Here is a 22,670-nt window from a genome sequence, read left to right on the forward strand (position 1 = left end):
CTTTTTACTCCTGATTCACGCGATTAAGCTTGCCCACTGCGGCAGCCATTAACACTTCCTGGGTGGCCTGCTCGCGAGTAAATTCACCGCTGAGATGCCCTTCATGCATGACGATGATGCGATCGCTCATGCCTAATACTTCTGGCATCTCAGATGAGACCAGAATGATGCTCAGGCCGTCGGCCTTAAACTGGTTGATAAGCTGGTAAATCTCTTTCTTGGCGCCGACGTCCACGCCGCGAGTCGGCTCGTCGAGAATGAGCACTTTCGGGCGCGTCATCAACCCGCGGGCAATCGCCACTTTTTGCTGATTACCGCCAGAAAGCAGGCCTATCGCCTGTTCCATTGACGGCGTCTTGACGTTGAACAGACGGATAAAATCCCCCACCGCCTGCTGCTCATCTTTGTGTTTCAGGCTTCCGCCAGCGCGGCTGAAATAGTCCAGCGCCGTCAGCGACATATTCTCTTTAACTGACATGCCGAGCACCAGTCCATCGCGCTTACGGTCTTCAGAGATATAAACGATGCCATTGGCCAGCCCGTCCTGCGGAGAACGCGTCACCACTTCGTGTCCATCGAGCGTCACGTAACCGCTGGTTCGCGGCATCGCGCCGTACAATACTTTCATCAGCTCGGTGCGACCGGCGCCCATCAGGCCGGAAATGCCAAGAATCTCGCCTTTTCGCAGCACAAAAGAGACATCATTCACGCCCGGTCCGCACAGATTATCGACCTTGAGGCGAATCTCACCCGGCGCGTTATCCAGATGCGGGTACTGATCTTCCAGCTTACGTCCCACCATCATTTCGATAAGAGAATCTTCGGTCAACGTGGCCACTTCACGCTCGGCGATAAATTGCCCATCGCGGAAGACCGTCACGTCATCGCAAATTTCGAAGATCTCTTTCATACGGTGGGAGATATAGACAATGCCGCGCCCCTGCGATTTTAATTCGCGGATAACGCGGAACAGAGAGTCGGTTTCAGTGTCGGTCAGCGCATCGGTCGGTTCATCCATAATGATGACTTTGGATTCGAAGCTCAGCACTTTGGCGATTTCCACCATTTGCTGATCGCCGATAGAGAGTTCGCCCACCAGCTTATCGCTCTTAAAGCGCAGATTGAGTTTGGCTAAGAGGTGGTCGGCTTCGGCATACATCTTTTTCCAGTCGATTTTGCCAAAGCGATTCACAAATTCACGGCCCAGGAAGATATTTTCCGCAATGGTCAACTGCGGAATCAGGTTCAGTTCCTGATGAATAATGCCGATCCCGGCTTCCTGAGACGATTTAGGCCCGTTAAAGGTGGTCTCTTTACCCAGCCATAACAACGATCCCGCATCTCGCGTATAGATGCCGGTTAATACTTTCATCATGGTGGATTTTCCGGCGCCGTTTTCCCCCACCAGCGCCATAACGCGGCCAGGATAAACGTTTAACGCGGCGCCGGAGAGAGCCTTCACGCCGGGGAACGCTTTATCGATCCCTTTGAGTTGCAGTAATGCGTCCATAGCGGCCTCAGAACGTGACGCCAGCGCAAAGAATGACGTTCGCATACGGGGAACACTCCCCGCTGCGAATCACCGCCTGACTGTCTGCAGTCAATTTTTTGAATTGTTCGTGTGTCGTATAACTAATTTTTATGGTGTTTCCCTGGTGTTGCTGCAGTTGCTCAAGGTGAGTGAGCAACGTTTCGTGGAGCTGCGGATTCTGTTGTTTGATTTCCGTTGCAAGAATCGCCGCCTCAACCTGCATTTCCCGGGTCACGACATCCACCACCTGCATAAAAGAAGGTACGCCCTGGGTTAGTGCCATATCGATACGCGCGGTGCTATTCGGGATGGGTAAACCCGCATCACAGACCACCAGAGTATCAGTATGCCCCAGACGGGAAATGACCGACGAGATTTCAGAGTTGAGTACGGTGCCTTTCTTCATTTTTCTGCTCCACTAGCGAAACGTTTCGCTGGCCGCAGTGTAACCCTGGATGTGTTCATAAAACCATCATGACGTAACAGAATTGTGATCGCCGTCGAAACGTTTCGCTAGCGGAAATCAGGTGAAGATAATCGTCCAATGGCGATTATCTTGTGGGAATCTACGGATTGGCCAGGCCGGGTAAGCCAATGCGGCCCCCGGCATGTTGATGGGAGGTTAAATCTCGACCTGCGTACCTAGCTCAATCACGCGGTTAGGCGGGATCTCGAACTGATCCGGCGCGCGCAGGGCGTTGCGTTGCAACAACAAATACAGCTTGCCGCGCAGACGCAAATACCACGGGCGTTTGCCGACAATCAACGACTCGTGCGACATAAAGAACGACGTTTCCATCATCCGACAGCTAAGCCCTTCCAGACCGCAGCGGTGGAACACCTCTTCAACGTTTGGCGTTTCGCGCCAGCCGTAGCTGGCCACCACGCGCCAGAATGTCGGAGACAACTGCTCAATCTGCACCCGGCGAACGTTATGCACATAAGGCGCATCTTCCGTACGCAACGTCAGTAAGATTACGCGCTCATGCAACACTTTGTTGTGCTTCAGGTTATGCAATAAAGCAAAAGGGATCACACTGAGCGCGCGCGACATGTATACGGCAGTACCCGGCACCCGAACCGGCGGTGACTTCTCCAGTGAAGCAATCATCGCTTCCAGCGAATTACCGTGTTCATGCATACGACGCAACAGACGGAAACGCTCGCTCTTCCAGGTGGTCATGATCGTGAACATGATCAGACCCAGGCTCAGCGGCAGCCAACCGCCGGACAACAATTTATCGAGGTTAGCCGAGAACAGCGGGATATCCACGCACAGGAACGCGATGAGGATCAGCGCGACAAAATATTTGTTCCAGTGCCAGTTCTTACGCGCCACGGTCGTAGAAAGAATAGACGTCAGCACCATCGTGCCGGTCACGGCGATGCCATAGGCCGCCGCCAGGTTGCTGGAGTGCTCAAAGCTAACAATAACAACCACGACCGCGAAATAAAGCAGCCAGTTAACGAAAGGGATGTAGATCTGACCGGACTCCATCTCGGAGGTATGGATAATGCGCATTGGCGACAAATAGCCAAGACGCACAGCCTGACGCGTCAGCGAAAAGACGCCGGAAATGACCGCCTGGGAGGCGATCACCGTCGCCAGCGCGGCCAGAATCAGCAGCGGAATTAACGCCCAGTCCGGCGCCAACAGGAAGAAGGGGTTTTTAATCGCTTCCGGATGCTTAAGTAGCAATGCGCCCTGACCAAAGTAGTTCAGTACTAACGACGGCAATACCACGGTAAACCACGCCAGGCGAATCGGGAACTTACCGAAGTGTCCCATATCGGCGTACAACGCCTCTACGCCGGTAATCGACAGCACCACCGCGCCCAACGCAATAAATGATACGGTTTTATATTCAAGGAAAAAACGTACCGCCCAGACAGGATTCAGCGCATGTAACACTTCGGGATTGGCGATAATACTGCGCAGGCCAAGTACCGCCAGGATTAAAAACCAGGTCAGCATGATCGGCGCAAAGAGTTTTCCTACCATTCCCGTACCGTGCTTCTGAATCATAAACAACAGAGTCAGCACAATAATGGAGAGCGGGACAATCCAGGTATCCAGCTGCGGCGCGACAATCTCCAGGCCTTCAATCGCCGACATCACCGAAATCGCCGGCGTAATGACCACTTCGCCATAGAAAAAGCTGCCGCCTATCAGTCCCATGATAACTAACATGGATGTGGTGCGCGCCGAGGTATTACGCCCGGCAAGCGACATCAGCGTCAAAATTCCACCTTCACCCGCGTTATCGGCGCGCATCACGAAGGTGAGATATTTGATGGAAACCACAAAGATGAGTAGCCAGAAGATCAGCGACAGAAAACCAAACACGGCATCTCGTTCAACGCCAAAACCAAACTGACCGGACAAACATTCACGAAGCGTATAAAGCGGGCTGGTACCAATATCACCGTAGACAACCCCAATAGCTGCGAGGGTAATCGCAGGCAACGATTGCTTATTATCAGTGCTCATAGACTCATCTTTCGTTTATACACGTCACCCTTCACACTACCTCCTTGTCGGCTGCATTCGCTTACCCCAGTCACACGTTTAAGTCAGTGCCAGGGGATTCACTCCTTTGCCGCCTTGATGTAGTTTGAATGAATGAGTGTATAGATATGAAATGTGTGCTTAGTCCCTTGGCCCACAAAAAAGCGCACAGTATGCACGATTAATCATAAAATCGTACCCCTAAATGAAGCCAGATTAACCTGGCTCAAAGAAAAATAAACAGCGCGTCAGACGATTACAGCCCCGGTGGTGAAACGTCTATACTCGCAATTAGCATGATCCATTTGTCGAAAGGACGCCTCTTTATTATGGCTCACCCACATTTATTAGCGGAAAGAATTTCCCGTCTGAGCAGCGCCCTTGAGAAGGGGCTGTATGAACGTAGTCACGCCATACGCCTGTGCCTACTGGCGGCGTTAAGCGGTGAAAGCGTCTTTTTGTTGGGCCCGCCCGGTATCGCCAAGAGTCTGATTGCCCGCCGCCTGAAGTTTGCTTTCCAGCGCGCCCGCGCTTTTGAATATCTGATGACACGCTTTTCCACGCCGGAAGAGGTGTTTGGCCCGCTCTCTATTCAGGCGCTGAAAGATGAAGGTCGCTATGAACGCTTAACGACCGGCTACCTTCCCGAAGCCGAAATCGTTTTTCTGGATGAAATCTGGAAAGCCGGGCCCGCTATCTTGAACACATTGCTGACCGCCATTAACGAACGCCATTTCCGCAACGGCGCATTTGAGGAAAAAATTCCGATGCGGCTGCTGGTGGCGGCCTCCAACGAACTGCCTGAAGCGGACAGCAGCCTGGAAGCGTTGTACGACCGAATGTTGATTCGCCTGTGGCTGGATAAAGTTCAGGATAAAGCCAATTTCCGCTCCATGCTGGTTAGTCAGCAGGATGAGAGTGATAACCCGGTCCCCGCCTCGTTACAGGTAAGCGACGAAGAATATCAACAGTGGCAAAAAGATATCGGCGCGATTTCACTGCCTGATCCGGTCTTTGAGCTGATATTTACTCTGCGCCAACAGCTGGATAATTTGCCGAATGCGCCTTATGTCTCCGACCGTCGCTGGAAGAAAGCCATCCGCCTGTTACAGGCCAGCGCCTTCTTTAGCGGACGTGACGCGGTTGCGCCGATTGACCTTATCCTGCTAAAAGATTGCTTGTGGTATGACGCGCAGAGTCTGAATCTCATGCAACAGCAACTGGAAATATTGATGACCGGACACGCCTGGCAGCAGCAGGCCATGCTGACTCGCCTCGGCGGTATTGTCCAGCGCCGCCTCCAGTTGCAGCAACAGCAAAGCGATAAAACCGCCTTCACCGTCATTAAAGAAGGCGGTATGTTCAGCCGTCGCCCGCATTACACTTTACCGCCGGAAGCCAGCGCGTCAACGTTGACGTTATTGCTACAAAAACCGCTAAAACTGCATGATATGGAAGTGATCCATATTACCTTTGACCGCAGCGCGCTGGAACTTTGGCTGACCAAAGGCGGCGAGATCCGCGGCAAACTGAACGGGATCGGCTTTGCCCAAACGTTGAATATGGAAGTCGATAACGCTCAACATCTGGTGGTGCGCGACATCAGTCTACAAGGTACCCGTCTGGCGTTACCGGGAGCGGCTGAAGACAGTATGCCTGCGGAGATCAAACAGCAGCTGGAAACGTTAGAAAACGACTGGCGCCAGCAGCATACCCGCTTCAGCGAGCAGCAACATTGCCTGTTTATTCACAGCGACTGGTTAGGGCGCATTGAGGCCAGCCTGCAGGATGTAGGAGAACAGATCCGCCAGGCGCAACAATGCTGACGCTGGATACGCTAAATACCATGCTGGCCGTCAGCGAAGAGGGAATGGTCGAAGAGATGATCCTCGCGCTACTGGCTTCCCCACAGCTGGTCATTTTCTTTGAAAAGTTTCCGCGTTTAAAAAACGCCGTGACCGCCGATCTCCCGCGCTGGCGGGAAGCGCTACGCAGCCGTCTTAAAGACGCACGCGTTCCGCCGGAACTCACGGAAGAGGTCATGTGTTATCAGCAAAGCCAACTTCTCTCTACCCCACAGTTCATCGTGCAACTGCCGCAAATACTGGCGTTGCTTCACCGCCTGCATTCACCGTATGCCGCGCAGGCGAAGCAGTTGACGGAGAGCAACAGTACCTTTACCCCTGCGCTACACACGCTTTTTTTGCAACGCTGGCGGTTAAGTCTGGTCGTGCAGGCCACCACGTTAAACCAGCAACTACTGGAAGAAGAGCGCGAGCAGTTGCTGAGTGACGTTCAGGAACGGATGACGCTGAGCGGGCAACTGGAACCGACGCTGGCGGAAAATGATAATGCCGCAGGCCGCCTGTGGGATATGAGCGCGGGCCAGCTTAAACGTGGTGATTATCAACTGATCGTAAAATACGGCGAATTTCTCGCCGCCCAGCCGGAGCTAATGCAACTGGCGGAACAACTGGGACGTTCGCGGGAAGCCAAATCGGTACCGAAAAAAGACGCGCCGATGGAAACCTTTCGTACACTGGTACGCGAACCCGCAACGGTGCCGGAGCAGGTTGACGGTATACAGCAAGGCGATGATATTCTGCGCCTGTTGCCGCCAGAGCTGGCGACGCTCGGCATCACCGAGCTGGAATATGAATTTTACCGCCGGTTAGTGGAAAAACAGCTCCTCACCTATCGCCTGCATGGCGAAGCGTGGCGTGAGAAAGTGACCGAACGGCCGGTAGTACACCAGGATGTCGACGAGCAGCCGCGCGGACCGTTTATTGTCTGCGTCGATACTTCAGGCTCAATGGGAGGATTCAACGAGCAGTGCGCAAAAGCGTTCTGCCTGGCGTTGATGCGCGTTGCGCTGGCGGATAACCGCCGCTGCTTTATTATGCTGTTTTCCACTGACGTTGTGCGTTATGAACTCTCCGGCCCGGAAGGTATTGAGCAGGCCATCCGCTTTTTAAGTCAACGTTTTCGCGGCGGCACGGATATCGCCAGCTGTTTTCGCGCCATTATTGAAAGAATGCAGGGACGGGAATGGTTTGATGCCGATGCGGTGGTCATTTCGGATTTTATCGCCCAGCGCTTGCCGGATGACGTGGTGAGCAAAGTGGGAGAGTTGCAGCGTCTTCACCAGCATCGATTCCATGCGGTGGCGATGTCGGCGCACGGCAAACCCGGCATCATGCGCATTTTCGATCATATCTGGCGCTTTGACACCGGGATGCGAAGCCGCCTGCTGAGACGCTGGCGGCGCTAACGGCTTATAAAATAGCAGGAATGCTTTCGCGAACCTGCGCGGGCCATACGCCGCACTGCACCTGACCAATATGCGGCAATTGCAGCAGCAACATCGTCAGACGCGACTGCCCAATCCCGCCGCCGATGGTCTGCGGCATTTCGCCGCGCAGCAGCGCCTGATGCCACTCCAGTTGCAGACGATCTTCATCACCGGTCAACGCCAGCTGGCGCATCAGCGTATCGGCATCTACGCGGATACCCATAGAGGAAAGCTCAAACGCATCTTCCAGCACCGGGTTCCACACCAGGATATCGCCGTTCAGACCGGCGTAGCCCAGCTCAGATGCGGAGCTCCAGTCATCATAATCCGGCGCGCGTACATCATGGCGGTGGCCATCGCTCAGTTTACCGCCGATCCCCACCAGAAAAACGGCGCCAAGTTCTTTGGCGATCGCGCGTTCGCGCCCTTTCGCATCCAGATCCGGGAAACGCGCCAGCAGTTCCTGACTGTGAACAAAATGGATCTGATCCGGCAGGAACGGCGCCAGACCAAACTGTTTATGCACTTCTGCTTCCGTCGCCTTAATTCCAGCCCATATAGCCTCTACTGTGCTTTTCAGGGTGGAAAATTGGCGCTCGCCATCGCCCATGACACGCTCCCAGTCCCACTGATCCACATAGACCGAGTGGAGCGGAGAGAGTCGGTCTTCATCGGGGCGAAGGGCTTTCATGTGCGTGTACAGCCCTTCGCCCGCGCTGAAGTCATGTTGCCCCAGGGTTTGACGTTTCCACTTCGCCAGTGAATGCACCACTTCGAACTGGGCGTCAGGCAATGCTTTCACTTTTACCTGCACCGCTTTTTCACAGCCGGACAAATTATCCTGCGTACCATCCCCTACGCGACTCAGGATCGGCGCCTGGACCTCAATCAGACCCAGACGCTCCTCAAGCTGGCGAGAGAAATGTGATTTCACGAAGCTAATTTGACGTTGTTTGGCAATGTAAGCGGTTTTCATTTTTTTACTCCTGCGTCCTGTTGCCTATGATTAAGCAACAAAACGAGAGCACTATTCAATAATCAACAGATAAAAAGCTAACTTCGGTTTTGATTCGTTAAAAATAATGGCTAAAATAGAGATAATCATTAATCTGCATAAGAAAAAGCGATGGAAAATTATCAGATCGACAATCTGGACCGCGGCATCCTTGACGCCTTAATGGGAAATGCCCGCACTGCCTACGCCGAACTGGCCAAACAATTTGGCGTTAGCCCTGGAACCATTCACGTTCGCGTCGAGAAAATGAAGCAGGCCGGGATCATTACGGGCGCACGGATTGACGTCAGCCCTAAACAACTGGGCTACGATGTGGGCTGCTTTATTGGCATCATCCTCAAAAGCGCCAAAGACTATCCCTCCGCACTGGCCCGGCTGGAAAGCCTGGATGAGGTGACGGAAGCGTATTACACCACCGGTCACTACAGCATCTTTATAAAAGTGATGTGCAAATCAATCGACGCGCTTCAGCACGTACTTATCAACAAGATCCAAACAATTGATGAAATTCAGTCCACTGAGACACTGATCGTCTTGCAGAACCCGATCATGCGCACCATCAAGCCATGATCGGCTTTTTTAATCCCACATTTTTCCACAGGTAGATCCCAGCTCGTTCACAGAGTACAATGCAGCCTCTTTACCTGAGCGAGCGATCAATGGCAGACATTACTCTTATCAGCGGCAGCACCCTGGGCGGCGCCGAATACGTCGCGGAACATCTGGCGGAAAAGCTGGAAGCTGCCGGTTTTTCAACCGAAACGGTGCACGGTCCGTTATTCGAGGATCTGTCAACTTCCGGGATCTGGCTGATAATCAGCTCAACGCACGGCGCCGGAGACATTCCGGATAACCTGACCCCTTTCTATGAAGACCTTCAGACGCAGAAACCCGATCTTTCCGCGGTACGTTTCGGCGCAATTGGCATTGGCAGTCGAGAATACGACACGTTTTGCGGCGCGATTGAGAAAATAGAAGCGGAACTGAAAGACACTGGCGCAAAACAGGTTGGGGAAACACTGAAGATCAACATCCTTGAACATGAGATTCCGGAAGATCCAGCGGAGATTTGGCTCGGATCCTGGATTAATTTACTCAAATAAGTGTAAAGATCGTGCGATCCATTGTGGATAAATCTGGTGGAAAGCTTGGATCAAACGGTAGTTATCCAAAGAATAACCGTTGTTCACTTTTTGAGTTGTGTATAAGTACCCGTTTTGATCCCAGCTTATACGGACCACGATCACCGATCATTCACAGCTAATGATCCTTTCCAACGCATTGATCTTTATTACAGGATCCGGGTTATCCACAGCCTGGAGCGATCCTAATAAGAGATCACAATAGAACAGATCTCTAAATAAAAAGATCTTCTTTTTAATAGCCCGGATCCCGGGGCTTTCTCCATCGGCTAAAGTTGAGTAGAATCCACCGCCCGGGCTTCAATCCATTTTCACACCGCGTTATGCGAGGCAATTACCATGTTTTATCAGGATCCTTTTGACGTCATTATTATTGGCGGGGGTCATGCAGGCACTGAGGCCGCGATGGCCGCAGCGCGTATGGGTCAACAGACTCTGCTTTTGACACACAATATTGACACGTTGGGGCAGATGAGCTGCAACCCGGCGATCGGCGGTATTGGAAAGGGACATCTGGTAAAAGAGGTGGATGCGCTCGGCGGTCTGATGGCGAAAGCGATCGATCAGGCAGGTATTCAGTTTAGGATACTAAACGCCAGCAAAGGTCCGGCTGTTCGCGCTACCCGGGCTCAGGCGGATCGAGTCTTATACCGCCAGGCGGTGCGTACCGCGCTGGAGAATCAGCCGAATCTGATGATCTTCCAGCAAGCGGTTGAAGATCTGATTGTCGAAAACGATCGCGTTGTCGGCGCTGTGACCCAAATGGGGCTCAAATTCCGCGCGAAAGCGGTGGTGCTGACCGTCGGAACCTTCCTCGACGGCAAAATTCATATTGGTCTGGATAACTACAGCGGCGGTCGTGCTGGCGATCCGCCATCCATCCCGCTGTCTCGCCGTCTGCGTGAGCTTCCGCTACGCGTCAGTCGCCTGAAAACCGGCACACCGCCGCGTATTGATGCGCGTACTATCGATTTCAGCGTGTTGGCTCAACAGCGTGGCGATAACCCGATGCCGGTTTTCTCGTTTATGGGGAATGCTTCTCAGCATCCGCAACAGATGCCGTGTTACATCACGCATACCAATGAGAAAACCCATGACGTGATTCGTAATAACCTCGATCGTAGCCCAATGTACGCTGGCGTGATCGAAGGGATCGGCCCACGCTACTGTCCTTCGATCGAAGACAAGGTGATGCGTTTTGCCGATCGTAACCAGCATCAGATCTTCCTTGAGCCGGAAGGACTGACCTCTAACGAGATTTACCCTAACGGTATCTCCACCAGCCTGCCGTTTGACGTGCAGATGCAGATTGTCCGTTCCATGCAGGGCATGGAGAACGCGAAGATCGTTCGCCCTGGTTACGCGATTGAGTACGATTTCTTCGACCCGCGCGATCTGAAACCGACTCTGGAAAGTAAATTTATTCACGGCCTGTTCTTTGCTGGTCAAATCAACGGTACTACTGGCTATGAAGAGGCTGCGGCGCAGGGCTTGCTCGCTGGTCTGAATGCCGCGCGTCTTTCCGCCGACAAAGAGGGCTGGGCGCCTGCGCGTTCTCAGGCTTATCTCGGCGTGCTGGTGGACGATCTCTGTACGCTGGGCACCAAAGAGCCGTATCGCATGTTTACCTCCCGCGCCGAATATCGCCTGATGCTGCGTGAGGACAACGCCGATCTGCGTTTGACCGAAATGGGCCGCGAGCTGGGTCTGGTGGATGATGAACGCTGGGCGCGCTTCAACGAGAAGCTGGAAAATATCGAACGCGAACGTCAGCGGCTGAAATCGACATGGGTAACGCCGTCTGCGGAATCCGCCGATGAAGTGAATGCGCATTTGACCACGCCTCTCTCCCGTGAGGCCAGCGGCGAAGATTTGTTGCGTCGTCCGGAAATGACCTACGCGCAGCTCACTTCACTTGCCGCATTCGCGCCTGCGCTTGAAGATGAGCAAGCCGCTGAACAGGTGGAAATCCAGGTCAAATACGAAGGGTATATCGCTCGCCAGCAGGATGAGATTGAAAAACAACTACGTAACGAGAATACGTTGCTACCTGCCACGCTGGATTATCGTCAGGTTTCCGGTCTGTCGAACGAAGTTATCGCCAAGCTGAACGATCATAAACCGGCGTCTATCGGCCAGGCATCGCGTATCTCCGGCGTTACGCCAGCGGCAATCTCCATTCTGCTGGTATGGCTGAAAAAACAAGGTATGCTGCGTCGTAGCGCTTGATAACACTAATTTGGCGGGGGCGCTTCGCTTGCCCGCCCTACAAATTTGTAGGCCCGATAAGCGAAAGCGCATCGGGCATTTGATTATTAACAGGTAATGACCGTGCTCAACAAACTCTCTCGTCTGCTGGCTGATGCCGGTATTTCTCTTACCGATCACCAGAAAACGCTGCTGGTCGCCTACGTTGATATGCTGCACAAATGGAACAAAGCATACAACCTGACGTCAGTGCGGGATCCCAACGAAATGTTGGTACGCCATATTCTCGACAGCATAGTCGTTGCGCCGTATCTTCAGGGACAGCGTTTTATCGACGTAGGAACAGGACCGGGGCTGCCGGGCATCCCGCTGGCTATTGTTCTCCCTGACGCGCATTTCACCTTACTCGACAGCCTGGGCAAGCGGGTACGTTTTCTGCGTCAGGTCCAGCACGAACTGAAACTGGAAAACATCACGCCGGTTCAAAGCCGCGTTGAAGCCTATCCCTCCGAACCGCCGTTTGATGGCGTTATCAGCCGCGCTTTCGCATCGTTGAATGATATGGTGAGCTGGTGTCACCATCTGCCGGGAGAGAAAGGGCGTTTTTATGCCTTAAAAGGGCAACTGCCAGGGGATGAAATTGCCTCACTACCTGACAATTTTAGCGTCGAATCTGTTGAAAAATTACGCGTTCCGCAACTGGAAGGCGAGCGGCATCTGGTGATTATTAAGTCAAACAAAGTTTAATTTTTATCAAAAAAAATAGAAAAAAAACGACGCGGCTTGTGTTAAAAATCGACAGGTATAACGCATTTCAGCGTTGTTACATTTAACTCTGGATTTACGGTTTCGTTTCAACATGACAACGTCGCTTCTTTTGTTAAAACAGAGAGTAATCAACTTTGTAAATATCAGTCTGCTAAAAATCGAATCGAAAAATCACTTTTGCTTGTTAAATTTTTATTATAAATGTCAATGGGGCGTTTTTAAGGTGTAAGCTGGTATTTTTAAAACAGTACTTGGTTTTACGCTTAAATATCAAAAAGATGAAAAGGCATGAATTGACACGTAAATGAATTGCGTAAGCATGAATATGTTTAATGTGTGATCTGGTGCACGCTTTATCGCCAGTGTTTTCGCGCTATTTGCAGTTTTGTACGATCGTTCACACTTTGGCTAAAAGTTAAAAATGCGGGCCAGAGAAAAATATTTAAACATTTATTCACCTTTTGGCTACTTATTGTTTGAAATCACGGGGGCGCACCGTATAATTTGACCGCTTTTTGATGCTTGACTCTAAGTCTTAAAGAACGTTTTATACGACACGCGGCATACCTCGAAGTGAGCAGGAGTAAAAACGTGATGTCTGTGTCGCTCGTGAGTCGAAACGTTGCTCGTAAGCTTCTGTTCATTCAGTTTCTGGCGGTAATAGCAAGTGGATTGCTGTTTTGCCTCAAAGACCCCTTCTGGGGCATCTCCGCAGTATGTGGGGGATTGGCAGTGGCACTGCCTAATATGTTGTTTATGATATTTGCCTGGCGTCACCAGGCGCATACACCTGCTAAGGGCCGCGTGTCCTGGACTTTCGCCTTCGGTGAAGCCTTCAAGGTGTTAGCGATGCTGGTTTTACTGGTGGTGGCGTTGGCGGTTTTAAAGGCGGTGTTTTTGCCGCTGATCGTTACGTGGGTTTTGGTGCTGGTGGTTCAGATACTGGCGCCGGCTGTAATTAACAACAAAGGGTAAAAGGCATCATGGCTTCAGAAAATATGACGCCGCAGGAATACATAGGACACCATCTGAATAACCTTCAGCTGGACCTGCGTACTTTCTCGCTGGTGGATCCGCAGAACCCCCCAGCCACCTTCTGGACGCTCAATATTGACTCCATGTTCTTCTCGGTGGTGCTGGGTCTGTTGTTTCTGGTGATGTTCCGTAGCGTTGCTAAAAAAGCGACCAGCGGCGTGCCAGGCAAGTTTCAGACCGCGATTGAGCTGATAGTCGGCTTTGTGCATGGCAGCGTCAAAGACATGTACCATGGCAAAAGCAAGCTGATTGCGCCGCTGGCCCTGACGATTTTCGTCTGGGTATTCCTTATGAACCTGATGGACTTACTGCCTATCGACCTGCTGCCGTATATCGCTGAGCATTGGCTGGGTCTGCCGGCAACGCGCGTGGTGCCGTCTGCTGACGTCAACATCACCCTGTCGATGGCGCTGGGCGTATTCATCCTTATTCTGTTCTACAGCATCAAAATGAAAGGCATCGGCGGCTTCGCAAAAGAGTTGACGCTGCAGCCGTTCAATCACTGGGCGTTCATTCCTGTCAACTTAATCCTTGAAGGGGTAAGTCTGCTGTCCAAACCGGTTTCTCTCGGTCTGCGACTGTTCGGCAACATGTATGCCGGTGAGCTGATTTTCATTCTGATTGCTGGTCTGTTGCCGTGGTGGTCACAGTGGATTCTGAATGTGCCGTGGGCCATTTTCCACATCCTGATTATTACGCTGCAAGCCTTCATTTTCATGGTTCTGACGATTGTCTATCTGTCGATGGCGTCCGAAGAGCATTAATTTACCAACACTACTACGTTTTAACTGAAACAAACTGGAGACTGTCATGGAAAACCTGAATATGGATCTGCTGTACATGGCTGCCGCTGTGATGATGGGTCTGGCGGCAATCGGTGCTGCGATCGGTATCGGCATCCTCGGGGGTAAATTCCTGGAAGGCGCGGCGCGTCAACCTGATCTGATTCCTCTGCTGCGTACTCAGTTCTTTATCGTTATGGGTCTGGTGGATGCTATCCCGATGATCGCTGTAGGTCTGGGTCTGTACGTGATGTTCGCTGTCGCGTAGTAAGCGTTGCTTGAATTAAGAGCAATATCAGAAGGTTAACTAGATAGAGGCATTGTGCTGTGAATCTTAACGCAACAATCCTCGGCCAGGCCATCGCGTTTATTCTCTTTGTCTGGTTTTGCATGAAGTACGTATGGCCGCCGTTAATGGCAGCCATCGAGAAACGTCAGAAAGAAATTGCTGACGGTCTCGCTTCTGCTGAACGAGCACATAAGGATCTTGACCTTGCAAAGGCCAGCGCGACCGACCAGCTGAAAAAAGCGAAAGCGGAAGCTCAGGTAATCATCGAGCAGGCAAACAAACGCCGCGCTCAGATCCTGGACGAAGCCAAAACTGAAGCAGAGCAGGAACGTACTAAAATCGTGGCGCAGGCGCAGGCGGAAATTGAAGCCGAGCGTAAACGCGCCCGTGAAGAGCTGCGTAAGCAAGTTGCTATCCTGGCTGTTGCTGGCGCCGAGAAGATCATCGAACGTTCCGTGGATGAAGCTGCTAACAGCGACATCGTGGATAAACTTGTCGCTGAACTGTAAGGAGGGAGGGGCTGATGTCTGAATTTGTTACGGTAGCTCGCCCCTACGCCAAAGCAGCTTTTGACTTTGCCGTTGAACACCAAAGTGTAGAGCGCTGGCAGGATATGCTGGCGTTTGCCGCCGAGGTAACCAAGAACGAACAAATGGCAGAGCTTCTCTCTGGCGCGCTGGCGCCGGAAACGCTCGCTGAGTCGTTTATCGCAGTCTGCGGTGAGCAGTTAGACGAAAACGGTCAGAACCTGATTCGGGTGATGGCTGAAAATAATCGTCTGAACGCGCTCCCGGATGTTCTGGAGCAGTTTATTCATCTGCGTGCCGCCAGTGAAGCTACCTCCGAGGTAGAAGTTACGTCGGCAACCGCATTGAGTGAAGAGCAGCTTTCGAAAATCAGCGCCGCGATGGAAAAACGTCTGTCACGCAAAGTGAAGCTGAATTGCAAAATCGATAAGTCTGTAATGGCAGGCGTTATCATCCGGGCGGGTGATATGGTCATTGATGGCAGCGTACGCGGCCGTCTTGAGCGCCTTGCAGACGTCTTGCAGTCTTAAGGGGACTGGAGCATGCAACTGAATTCCACCGAAATCAGCGAACTGATCAAGCAGCGCATTGCTCAGTTCAATGTGGTGAGCGAAGCTCACAACGAAGGTACTATTGTTTCTGTCAGTGACGGTGTTATCCGCATTCACGGCCTGGCCGATTGTATGCAGGGTGAAATGATCTCCCTGCCGGGTAACCGTTACGCTATCGCACTGAACCTGGAGCGCGACTCCGTGGGTGCGGTAGTCATGGGTCCATACGCTGACCTTGCCGAAGGCATGAAGGTTAAATGTACGGGTCGTATCCTGGAAGTTCCGGTTGGCCGCGGCCTGCTGGGACGTGTGGTAAACACCCTGGGTGCGCCAATCGACGGTAAAGGTCCGGTTGATAATGACGGCTTCTCTGCCGTTGAAGCCATTGCGCCGGGCGTTATCGATCGTCAGTCTGTCGATCAGCCGGTGCAGACCGGTTATAAAGCCGTTGACTCCATGATCCCAATCGGTCGTGGTCAGCGTGAACTGATCATCGGTGACCGTCAGACCGGTAAAACCGCGCTGGCTATCGATGCCATCATCAACCAGCGCGATTCCGGTATCAAATGTATCTATGTCGCTATCGGCCAGAAAGCGTCCACCATCTCTAACGTGGTGCGTAAACTGGAAGAACACGGCGCGCTGGCTAACACCATTGTTGTGGTGGCGACCGCGTCCGAATCCGCTGCGCTGCAATATCTGGCGCCGTATGCCGGTTGCGCAATGGGCGAATACTTCCGCGACCGCGGCGAAGATGCGCTGATCATTTACGATGACCTGTCTAAACAGGCTGTTGCTTACCGTCAGATCTCCCTGCTGCTCCGTCGTCCGCCAGGACGTGAAGCATTCCCGGGCGACGTATTCTACCTCCACTCTCGTCTGCTGGAGCGTGCTGCGCGTGTTAACGCCGACTACGTCGAAGCCTTCACCAAAGGTGAAGTGAAAGGGAAAACCGGCTCTCTGACCGCGCTGCCGATTATCGAAACGCAGGCAGGTGACGTTTCCGCGTTCGTTCCGACCAACGTAATTTCCATTACCGATGGTCAGATCTTCCTGGAATCTAACCTGTTTAACGCCGGTATTCGTCCTGCGGTTAACCCGGGTATCTCGGTATCCCGTGTAGGTGGCGCAGCCCAGACCAAGATCATGAAAAAACTGTCCGGTGGTATTCGTACCGCGCTGGCGCAGTATCGTGAACTGGCGGCGTTCTCTCAGTTTGCATCCGACCTTGACGATGCCACCCGTAAACAGCTTGACCACGGTCAGAAAGTGACCGAACTGCTGAAACAGAAACAGTATGCGCCGATGTCCGTCGCGCAGCAGTCTCTGGTTCTGTTCGCAGCAGAACGTGGTTATCTGGCGGATGTCGAACTGGCGAAAATCGGTAGCTTCGAAGCCGCACTGCTGGCTTACGTCGACCGTGATCACGCTCCGCTGATGCAAGAGATCAACCAGTCCGGTGGCTATAACGACGAAATCGAAGGCAAGCTGAAAGGCATCCTCGATTCCTTCAAAGCAACTCAGTCCTGGTAACGTCTGGCGGCTTGCCTTAGGGCAGGCCGTAAGGCATTGAGGAGAAGCTCATGGCCGGCGCAAAAGAGATACGTAGTAAGATCGCAAGCGTCCAGAACACGCAAAAGATCACTAAAGCGATGGAGATGGTCGCCGCTTCCAAAATGCGTAAATCGCAGGATCGCATGGCGGCCAGCCGTCCTTATGCAGAGACCATGCGCAAAGTGATTGGTCACCTTGCGAACGGTAATCTGGAATATAAGCACCCCTACCTGGAAGAGCGCGACGTTAAACGCGTGGGCTACCTGGTAGTGTCGACCGACCGTGGTTTGTGCGGTGGCTTGAACATTAACCTGTTCAAAAAGCTGCTGGCGGATATGAAGGCATGGTCCGATAAAGGCGTTCAGTGCGAACTCGCAATGATCGGCTCTAAGGGCGTGTCATTCTTTAATTCCGTAGGCGGCAACGTTGTCGCTCAGGTGACAGGTATGGGGGATAACCCTTCTCTGTCCGAACTGATCGGTCCGGTTAAAGTGATGTTGCAGGCCTACGACGAAGGCCGTCTGGACAAGCTTTACATTGTCAGCAACAAATTTATTAACACCATGTCTCAGGTGCCGACGATCACTCAACTGCTGCCGCTGCCGGCGTCAGAAGATGATGATCTGAAGCGTAAAGCCTGGGATTACCTGTATGAACCAGACCCGAAAGCGCTGCTGGATACTCTCCTGCGTCGTTATGTGGAGTCTCAGGTTTATCAGGGCGTGGTAGAAAACCTGGCCAGCGAGCAGGCCGCACGAATGGTGGCGATGAAAGCCGCAACCGATAATGGCGGCAGCCTGATTAAAGAGCTGCAGTTGGTATACAACAAAGCTCGTCAGGCCAGCATTACTCAGGAACTCACCGAGATCGTCTCGGGGGCCGCCGCGGTTTAACCAGGTTATTTCGTAGAGGATTTAAGATGGCTACTGGAAAGATTGTCCAGGTAATCGGCGCCGTGGTCGACGTCGAGTTCCCTCAGGATGCCGTACCACGCGTGTACGATGCCCTTGAGGTGCAGAATGGTAATGAGAAGCTGGTGCTGGAAGTTCAGCAGCAGCTTGGCGGCGGTATCGTGCGTACCATCGCGATGGGGTCTTCTGACGGTCTGCGTCGCGGTCTGGATGTAAAAGATCTCGAACACCCGATCGAAGTCCCGGTAGGTAAAGCCACGCTGGGTCGTATCATGAACGTCCTGGGCGAACCGGTCGACATGAAAGGCGAGATCGGCGAAGAAGAGCGTTGGGCGATTCACCGCGCAGCACCTTCCTATGAAGAGTTGTCAAACTCTCAGGAACTGCTGGAAACCGGTATCAAAGTTATCGACCTGATGTGTCCGTTCGCGAAGGGCGGTAAAGTCGGTCTGTTCGGTGGTGCGGGTGTAGGTAAAACCGTAAACATGATGGAGCTTATCCGTAACATCGCGATCGAGCACTCCGGTTACTCTGTGTTTGCGGGCGTAGGTGAACGTACTCGTGAGGGTAACGACTTCTACCACGAAATGACCGACTCCAACGTTATCGATAAAGTATCCCTGGTGTATGGCCAGATGAACGAGCCGCCGGGAAACCGTCTGCGCGTTGCATTGACCGGTCTGACCATGGCGGAGAAATTCCGTGACGAAGGTCGTGACGTACTGCTGTTCGTCGATAACATCTATCGTTACACCCTGGCCGGTACGGAAGTATCCGCACTGCTGGGCCGTATGCCTTCCGCAGTAGGTTACCAGCCGACTCTGGCGGAAGAGATGGGCGTTCTGCAGGAACGTATCACCTCCACCAAGACCGGTTCTATCACCTCCGTACAGGCGGTATACGTACCGGCGGATGACTTGACTGACCCGTCTCCAGCCACCACCTTTGCGCACTTAGATGCAACCGTGGTACTGAGCCGTCAGATCGCATCCCTGGGTATCTACCCGGCCGTTGACCCGCTGGACTCCACCAGCCGTCAGCTGGATCCGCTGGTTGTTGGTCAGGAACACTACGACACCGCGCGTGGCGTTCAGTCCATCCTGCAGCGTTATCAGGAACTGAAAGACATCATCGCCATCCTCGGTATGGATGAACTGTCTGAAGAAGATAAACTGGTGGTAGCACGCGCGCGTAAAATTCAGCGCTTCCTGTCCCAGCCGTTCTTCGTGGCGGAAGTATTTACCGGTTCTCCGGGCAAATACGTCTCCCTGAAAGACACCATCCGTGGCTTTAAAGGCATCATGGAAGGCGAATACGATCACCTGCCGGAGCAGGCGTTCTACATGGTCGGTTCCATCGACGAAGCCGTGGAAAAAGCCAAAAAACTTTAACGCCTTAATCGGAGGGTGATATGGCAATGACTTACCACCTGGATGTCGTCAGCGCGGAGCAACAAATGTTCTCCGGTCTGGTCGAGAAAATCCAGGTTACGGGTAGCGAAGGCGAACTGGGGATTTACCCGGGGCACGCGCCGCTGCTCACCGCCATTAAGCCTGGTATGATTCGCATCGTTAAGCAGCACGGTCATGAAGAGTTTATCTATCTGTCCGGCGGCATTCTGGAAGTGCAGCCTGGCAGCGTGACCGTTCTGGCGGATACCGCGATTCGCGGTCAGGATCTCGACGAAGCGCGAGCCCTGGAAGCGAAGCGTAAAGCCGAAGAGCACATTAAGAGCTCGCACGGTGACGTGGATTACGCTCAGGCGTCTGCGGAACTGGCCAAAGCGATCGCTAAACTGCGCGTTATCGAGTTGACCAAAAAAGCGATGTAACACCGGCTTGAAAGCATAAAACCAGTCTGATTGCGGACTGGTTTTTTTTTATCCTCTCAATTTTTATTCGATAAACTAGCAACGACAAAAACAAGCGGCTGAAGGCGACGCGTTTTCAGCGACAGCGCTGTTTTCATTAAATCCTTCTTTCTGTCATTGGCATCTGCACATTGTGCGAAGAAGGAAGGAATGGATGCGTTTTTATTGCATAAAATGAGGGATTATTACTATGTCATTTCAGCCATCCTTTGCGGGTCCACAACCCGACTCAAGGATTGATCGTACTACCTTTATTCGTCGCGCTTATATTCATCTCGCCGTCGCCATCGTCGGTTTTATCGTATTGAGCGCGGCGTGGAGTTTTATAGGGGTCGGGGAGTATGCGCTTGATGTGCTGCTGGCTGGTGGAAGATATAGCTGGTTGGTTGTTCTCGGCGCTTTTATGCTGGTGGGAATGCTGGCGACCCGTCTGGCGGATAATGCGGGGACTAATCAAACGCAACTTATCGGGCTGGGGATTTATGTGTTGGCAGAATCCCTGATTTTTGCCCCCCTGTTAACGGTGGCGGCGTATATTAACCCGTCGAGCATTGGCGCGGCGGCAATAACGACTCTGTTGCTGGTCGGCGGCCTGACGTTTACCGCTTTTTCTATAAAAAAAGACTTTTCTTTTCTGCGCTCGTTTCTGACTATGGCTGGGTTCATTGCTTTTGGCGCGATTATTGCCAGCGTCATCTGCGGTTTCTCGCTGGGCGTCTGGTTTTCTGCGCTAATGGTACTGCTGTGCGCCGGGTTTATACTTTACGACACTTCTAACATTATTCACCATTACCCTACCGATCGCCCTGCTGGCGCGGCATTACATCTGTTTGCTTCTATCGCGACCATGTTCTGGTATATTTTGCGGATTTTTATGTCGCGTAATTAAGTAAAAAATACGCGCAACGGAAAACCAGCGGCCTCTGTCGCTGGTTTTTGCTTTTCTGACTCCCCTGCGCTTTATTTCGTTATCTTCTTTATTTATGGAGTAAAAAAACAGCAAAAACATCGGACTACATTGCCAATACGCGGGTGTTTTTACTTTTCAGGAGACAAGAGGCGCGGTAATGAACGAAAATGATTCATTAGCAGGCGGGGATTTTATCCCGGTGAGCGTTTTATCCTTCTTCCATTTTACGATGAAAAAAATGTAGTATTTTCAACGTGAAACAGTATAAATTCGTTCTCAAATTACAGTCAGGACGCGTATGTTAAATAGTGCTATGAGCGTAGTGATCCTTGCCGCAGGTAAAGGCACGCGCATGTATTCCGATATTCCTAAAGTGCTGCACACGCTGGCGGGTAAACCCATGGTGCAGCATGTCATTGATGCAGCTACTAAATTAGGGGCCGCACAGGTTCATCTGGTCTATGGCCACGGTGGCGAGTTGTTAAAACAGACCCTGAAAGATGACAAGCTAAACTGGGTGCTTCAGGCGGAACAGTTGGGAACAGGTCACGCAATGCAGCAGGCCGCGCCCTTCTTTAGCGACGATGAAGATATTTTAATGCTTTACGGCGACGTGCCGCTGATTTCGGTTGAAACCTTACAGCGCCTGCGCGATGCCAAACCGCAGGGTGGTATTGGGTTATTAACCGTGAAGCTGGACGATCCGAGCGGCTATGGCCGTATTACGCGTGAAAACGGTAAAGTGACCGGCATCGTTGAACATAAAGACGCCACTGATGAACAGCGTCAGATCCAGGAAATTAACACCGGTATTCTGATCGCCAACGGCGCGGACCTGAAACGCTGGTTGTCTAAGCTGACTAACAATAATGCGCAGGGTGAATATTACATCACAGATATCATCGCGCTGGCTTATCAGGAAGGACGGGAAATCGCCGCGGTGCATCCGGCTCGCATCAGCGAAACGGACGGCGTGAATAACCGTCTACAGCTTTCTCGTCTGGAGCGTATTTACCAGGCCGAACAGGCGGAGAAACTGCTGTTATCCGGCGTTATGTTGCGCGATCCGGCACGTTTTGATCTTCGCGGCACCCTTCATTGTGGAATGGATGTGGAAATTGACGCTAACGTTATCATCGAAGGTTATGTAACGCTCGGTCACCGCGTGAAGATCGGCGCGGGCTGCATTATTAAAAACAGCGTTATTGGCGATGACTGCGAAATTAGCCCATACAGCGTGGTGGAAGATGCGCATCTGGAAGCGGCCTGCACCATCGGCCCGTTTGCTCGCCTGCGTCCCGGCGCGGAGCTGTTAGCGGGCGCTCACGTCGGCAATTTCGTTGAAATGAAAAAAGCGCGTCTCGGTAAAGGTTCTAAAGCCGGCCATCTGACCTACCTGGGCGATGCGGAAATTGGCGACAACGTGAATATCGGCGCGGGGACCATCACCTGTAACTATGATGGTGCGAACAAATTCAAAACGGTTATTGGCGACGATGTGTTTGTCGGCTCCGATACCCAACTGGTGGCGCCGGTTACTGTTGGTAAAGGGGCCACCATCGCCGCAGGGACTACCGTCACCCGTAATGTAGCCGACAATGAACTGGTATTAAGCCGCGTGCCGCAGGTGCATAAGCAAGGCTGGCAGCGTCCGGTGAAGAAAAAGTGATTTTGTAAGCCGGATAAGCGTCAGCGCCATCCGGCAGACCGGAGATGAGAGGATAAAATAATCCTCCGCTCCATGAGCAGTACTTATAAAAATAACCCCACTCTCTA

At 52.4% G+C, this 22,670-nt stretch carries 21 protein-coding genes; 17 read left to right on the forward strand and 4 right to left on the reverse strand.

Annotated features, from left to right (window positions below; genetic code table 11):
• Positions 1 to 4 precede the first annotated feature (4 nt).
• The 3 genes from rbsA to kup all read right to left on the reverse strand — a co-directional run bounded on the left by rbsA (position 5) and on the right by kup (position 4,022).
• Complete coding sequence (gene rbsA, locus QEN32_RS22260; RefSeq protein ID WP_000339359.1) at positions 5 to 1,510, reverse strand: ribose ABC transporter ATP-binding protein RbsA; 1,506 nt, start codon at positions 1,508 to 1,510, stop codon at positions 5 to 7.
• Between the two features lie 7 nt (positions 1,511 to 1,517).
• Positions 1,518 to 1,937, reverse strand: a complete 420-nt coding sequence (gene rbsD / locus QEN32_RS22265; RefSeq protein ID WP_000715944.1) for a D-ribose pyranase — start codon at positions 1,935 to 1,937, stop codon at positions 1,518 to 1,520.
• Between the two features lie 216 nt (positions 1,938 to 2,153).
• Positions 2,154 to 4,022: a low affinity potassium transporter Kup gene (gene kup / locus QEN32_RS22270; protein WP_000102338.1), complete on the reverse strand. Its 1,869-nt coding sequence runs from the start codon at positions 4,020 to 4,022 to the stop codon at positions 2,154 to 2,156.
• Between the two features lie 347 nt (positions 4,023 to 4,369).
• On the opposite strand from kup, the gene ravA reads away from it, so the two are divergent.
• Both ravA and viaA read left to right on the forward strand, forming a co-directional pair.
• On the forward strand, positions 4,370 to 5,866 hold the full coding sequence (ravA, locus tag QEN32_RS22275) for an ATPase RavA (protein ID WP_000940987.1): 1,497 nt from the start codon (positions 4,370 to 4,372) through the stop codon (positions 5,864 to 5,866).
• On the forward strand, positions 5,860 to 7,311 hold the full coding sequence (gene viaA / locus QEN32_RS22280) for an ATPase RavA stimulator ViaA (protein WP_000956588.1): 1,452 nt from the start codon (positions 5,860 to 5,862) through the stop codon (positions 7,309 to 7,311). The genes ravA and viaA overlap by 7 nt, the downstream gene beginning before the upstream one ends.
• A gap of 4 nt (positions 7,312 to 7,315) precedes the next feature.
• Here the strand turns inward: viaA and asnA are convergent, their stop codons facing one another.
• The gene (gene asnA / locus QEN32_RS22285) at positions 7,316 to 8,308 is read right to left on the reverse strand and encodes an aspartate--ammonia ligase (RefSeq protein WP_000845118.1); all 993 of its coding nucleotides are present in this window, start codon (positions 8,306 to 8,308) and stop codon (positions 7,316 to 7,318) included.
• Between the two features lie 150 nt (positions 8,309 to 8,458).
• Between asnA and asnC the strand changes: the two genes are divergently transcribed.
• The 15 genes from asnC (at position 8,459) to glmU (ending at position 22,563) form a co-directional block, all read left to right on the forward strand.
• The gene (gene asnC / locus QEN32_RS22290) at positions 8,459 to 8,917 is read left to right on the forward strand and encodes a transcriptional regulator AsnC (protein WP_000433018.1); all 459 of its coding nucleotides are present in this window, start codon (positions 8,459 to 8,461) and stop codon (positions 8,915 to 8,917) included.
• 89 nt (positions 8,918 to 9,006) lie between these two features.
• On the forward strand, positions 9,007 to 9,450 hold the full coding sequence (mioC, locus tag QEN32_RS22295) for an FMN-binding protein MioC (RefSeq protein ID WP_265322407.1): 444 nt from the start codon (positions 9,007 to 9,009) through the stop codon (positions 9,448 to 9,450).
• 378 nt (positions 9,451 to 9,828) lie between these two features.
• Entirely contained in the window at positions 9,829 to 11,718 is a 1,890-nt protein-coding gene (gene mnmG, locus QEN32_RS22300) for a tRNA uridine-5-carboxymethylaminomethyl(34) synthesis enzyme MnmG (protein WP_265322408.1), read from the forward strand.
• Positions 11,719 to 11,820: 102 nt separating this feature from the next.
• Positions 11,821 to 12,444, forward strand: a complete 624-nt coding sequence (rsmG, locus tag QEN32_RS22305; RefSeq protein WP_001519938.1) for a 16S rRNA (guanine(527)-N(7))-methyltransferase RsmG — start codon at positions 11,821 to 11,823, stop codon at positions 12,442 to 12,444.
• Positions 12,445 to 13,059: 615 nt separating this feature from the next.
• Positions 13,060 to 13,440, forward strand: coding sequence for a F0F1 ATP synthase subunit I (gene atpI, locus QEN32_RS22310; RefSeq protein ID WP_000116685.1), 381 nt, complete (start codon positions 13,060 to 13,062; stop codon positions 13,438 to 13,440).
• A gap of 8 nt (positions 13,441 to 13,448) precedes the next feature.
• Positions 13,449 to 14,264, forward strand: coding sequence for a F0F1 ATP synthase subunit A (gene atpB, locus QEN32_RS22315; RefSeq protein WP_000135632.1), 816 nt, complete (start codon positions 13,449 to 13,451; stop codon positions 14,262 to 14,264).
• A 46-nt stretch (positions 14,265 to 14,310) separates the two neighbouring features.
• On the forward strand, positions 14,311 to 14,550 hold the full coding sequence (atpE, locus tag QEN32_RS22320; RefSeq protein ID WP_000429386.1) for a F0F1 ATP synthase subunit C: 240 nt from the start codon (positions 14,311 to 14,313) through the stop codon (positions 14,548 to 14,550).
• 59 nt (positions 14,551 to 14,609) lie between these two features.
• Positions 14,610 to 15,080, forward strand: a complete 471-nt coding sequence (atpF, locus tag QEN32_RS22325) for a F0F1 ATP synthase subunit B (RefSeq protein WP_001052212.1) — start codon at positions 14,610 to 14,612, stop codon at positions 15,078 to 15,080.
• Positions 15,081 to 15,094: 14 nt separating this feature from the next.
• A complete protein-coding gene (gene atpH, locus QEN32_RS22330; protein ID WP_001288957.1) occupies positions 15,095 to 15,628 on the forward strand; it encodes a F0F1 ATP synthase subunit delta in 534 nt (177 codons plus the stop codon).
• Between the two features lie 12 nt (positions 15,629 to 15,640).
• Positions 15,641 to 17,182, forward strand: a complete 1,542-nt coding sequence (atpA, locus tag QEN32_RS22335) for a F0F1 ATP synthase subunit alpha (RefSeq protein ID WP_001176751.1) — start codon at positions 15,641 to 15,643, stop codon at positions 17,180 to 17,182.
• A 50-nt stretch (positions 17,183 to 17,232) separates the two neighbouring features.
• Positions 17,233 to 18,096: a F0F1 ATP synthase subunit gamma gene (atpG, locus tag QEN32_RS22340; RefSeq protein WP_000896506.1), complete on the forward strand. Its 864-nt coding sequence runs from the start codon at positions 17,233 to 17,235 to the stop codon at positions 18,094 to 18,096.
• Between the two features lie 26 nt (positions 18,097 to 18,122).
• A complete protein-coding gene (gene atpD, locus QEN32_RS22345; RefSeq protein ID WP_000190499.1) occupies positions 18,123 to 19,505 on the forward strand; it encodes a F0F1 ATP synthase subunit beta in 1,383 nt (460 codons plus the stop codon).
• 20 nt (positions 19,506 to 19,525) lie between these two features.
• Positions 19,526 to 19,945, forward strand: a complete 420-nt coding sequence (locus tag QEN32_RS22350; RefSeq protein WP_001251971.1) for a F0F1 ATP synthase subunit epsilon — start codon at positions 19,526 to 19,528, stop codon at positions 19,943 to 19,945.
• Positions 19,946 to 20,174: 229 nt separating this feature from the next.
• Positions 20,175 to 20,873 (forward strand): Bax inhibitor-1 family protein, encoded by a 699-nt coding sequence (locus QEN32_RS22355; protein WP_265322410.1) that lies wholly within the window; start codon positions 20,175 to 20,177, stop codon positions 20,871 to 20,873.
• Positions 20,874 to 21,192: 319 nt separating this feature from the next.
• The gene (glmU, locus tag QEN32_RS22360; RefSeq protein WP_000934851.1) at positions 21,193 to 22,563 is read left to right on the forward strand and encodes a bifunctional UDP-N-acetylglucosamine diphosphorylase/glucosamine-1-phosphate N-acetyltransferase GlmU; all 1,371 of its coding nucleotides are present in this window, start codon (positions 21,193 to 21,195) and stop codon (positions 22,561 to 22,563) included.
• Positions 22,564 to 22,670 lie beyond the last annotated feature (107 nt).

Source organism: Salmonella sp. SA14318 (assembly GCF_029866905.1).
Classification (GTDB): domain Bacteria; phylum Pseudomonadota; class Gammaproteobacteria; order Enterobacterales; family Enterobacteriaceae; genus Salmonella; species Salmonella enterica.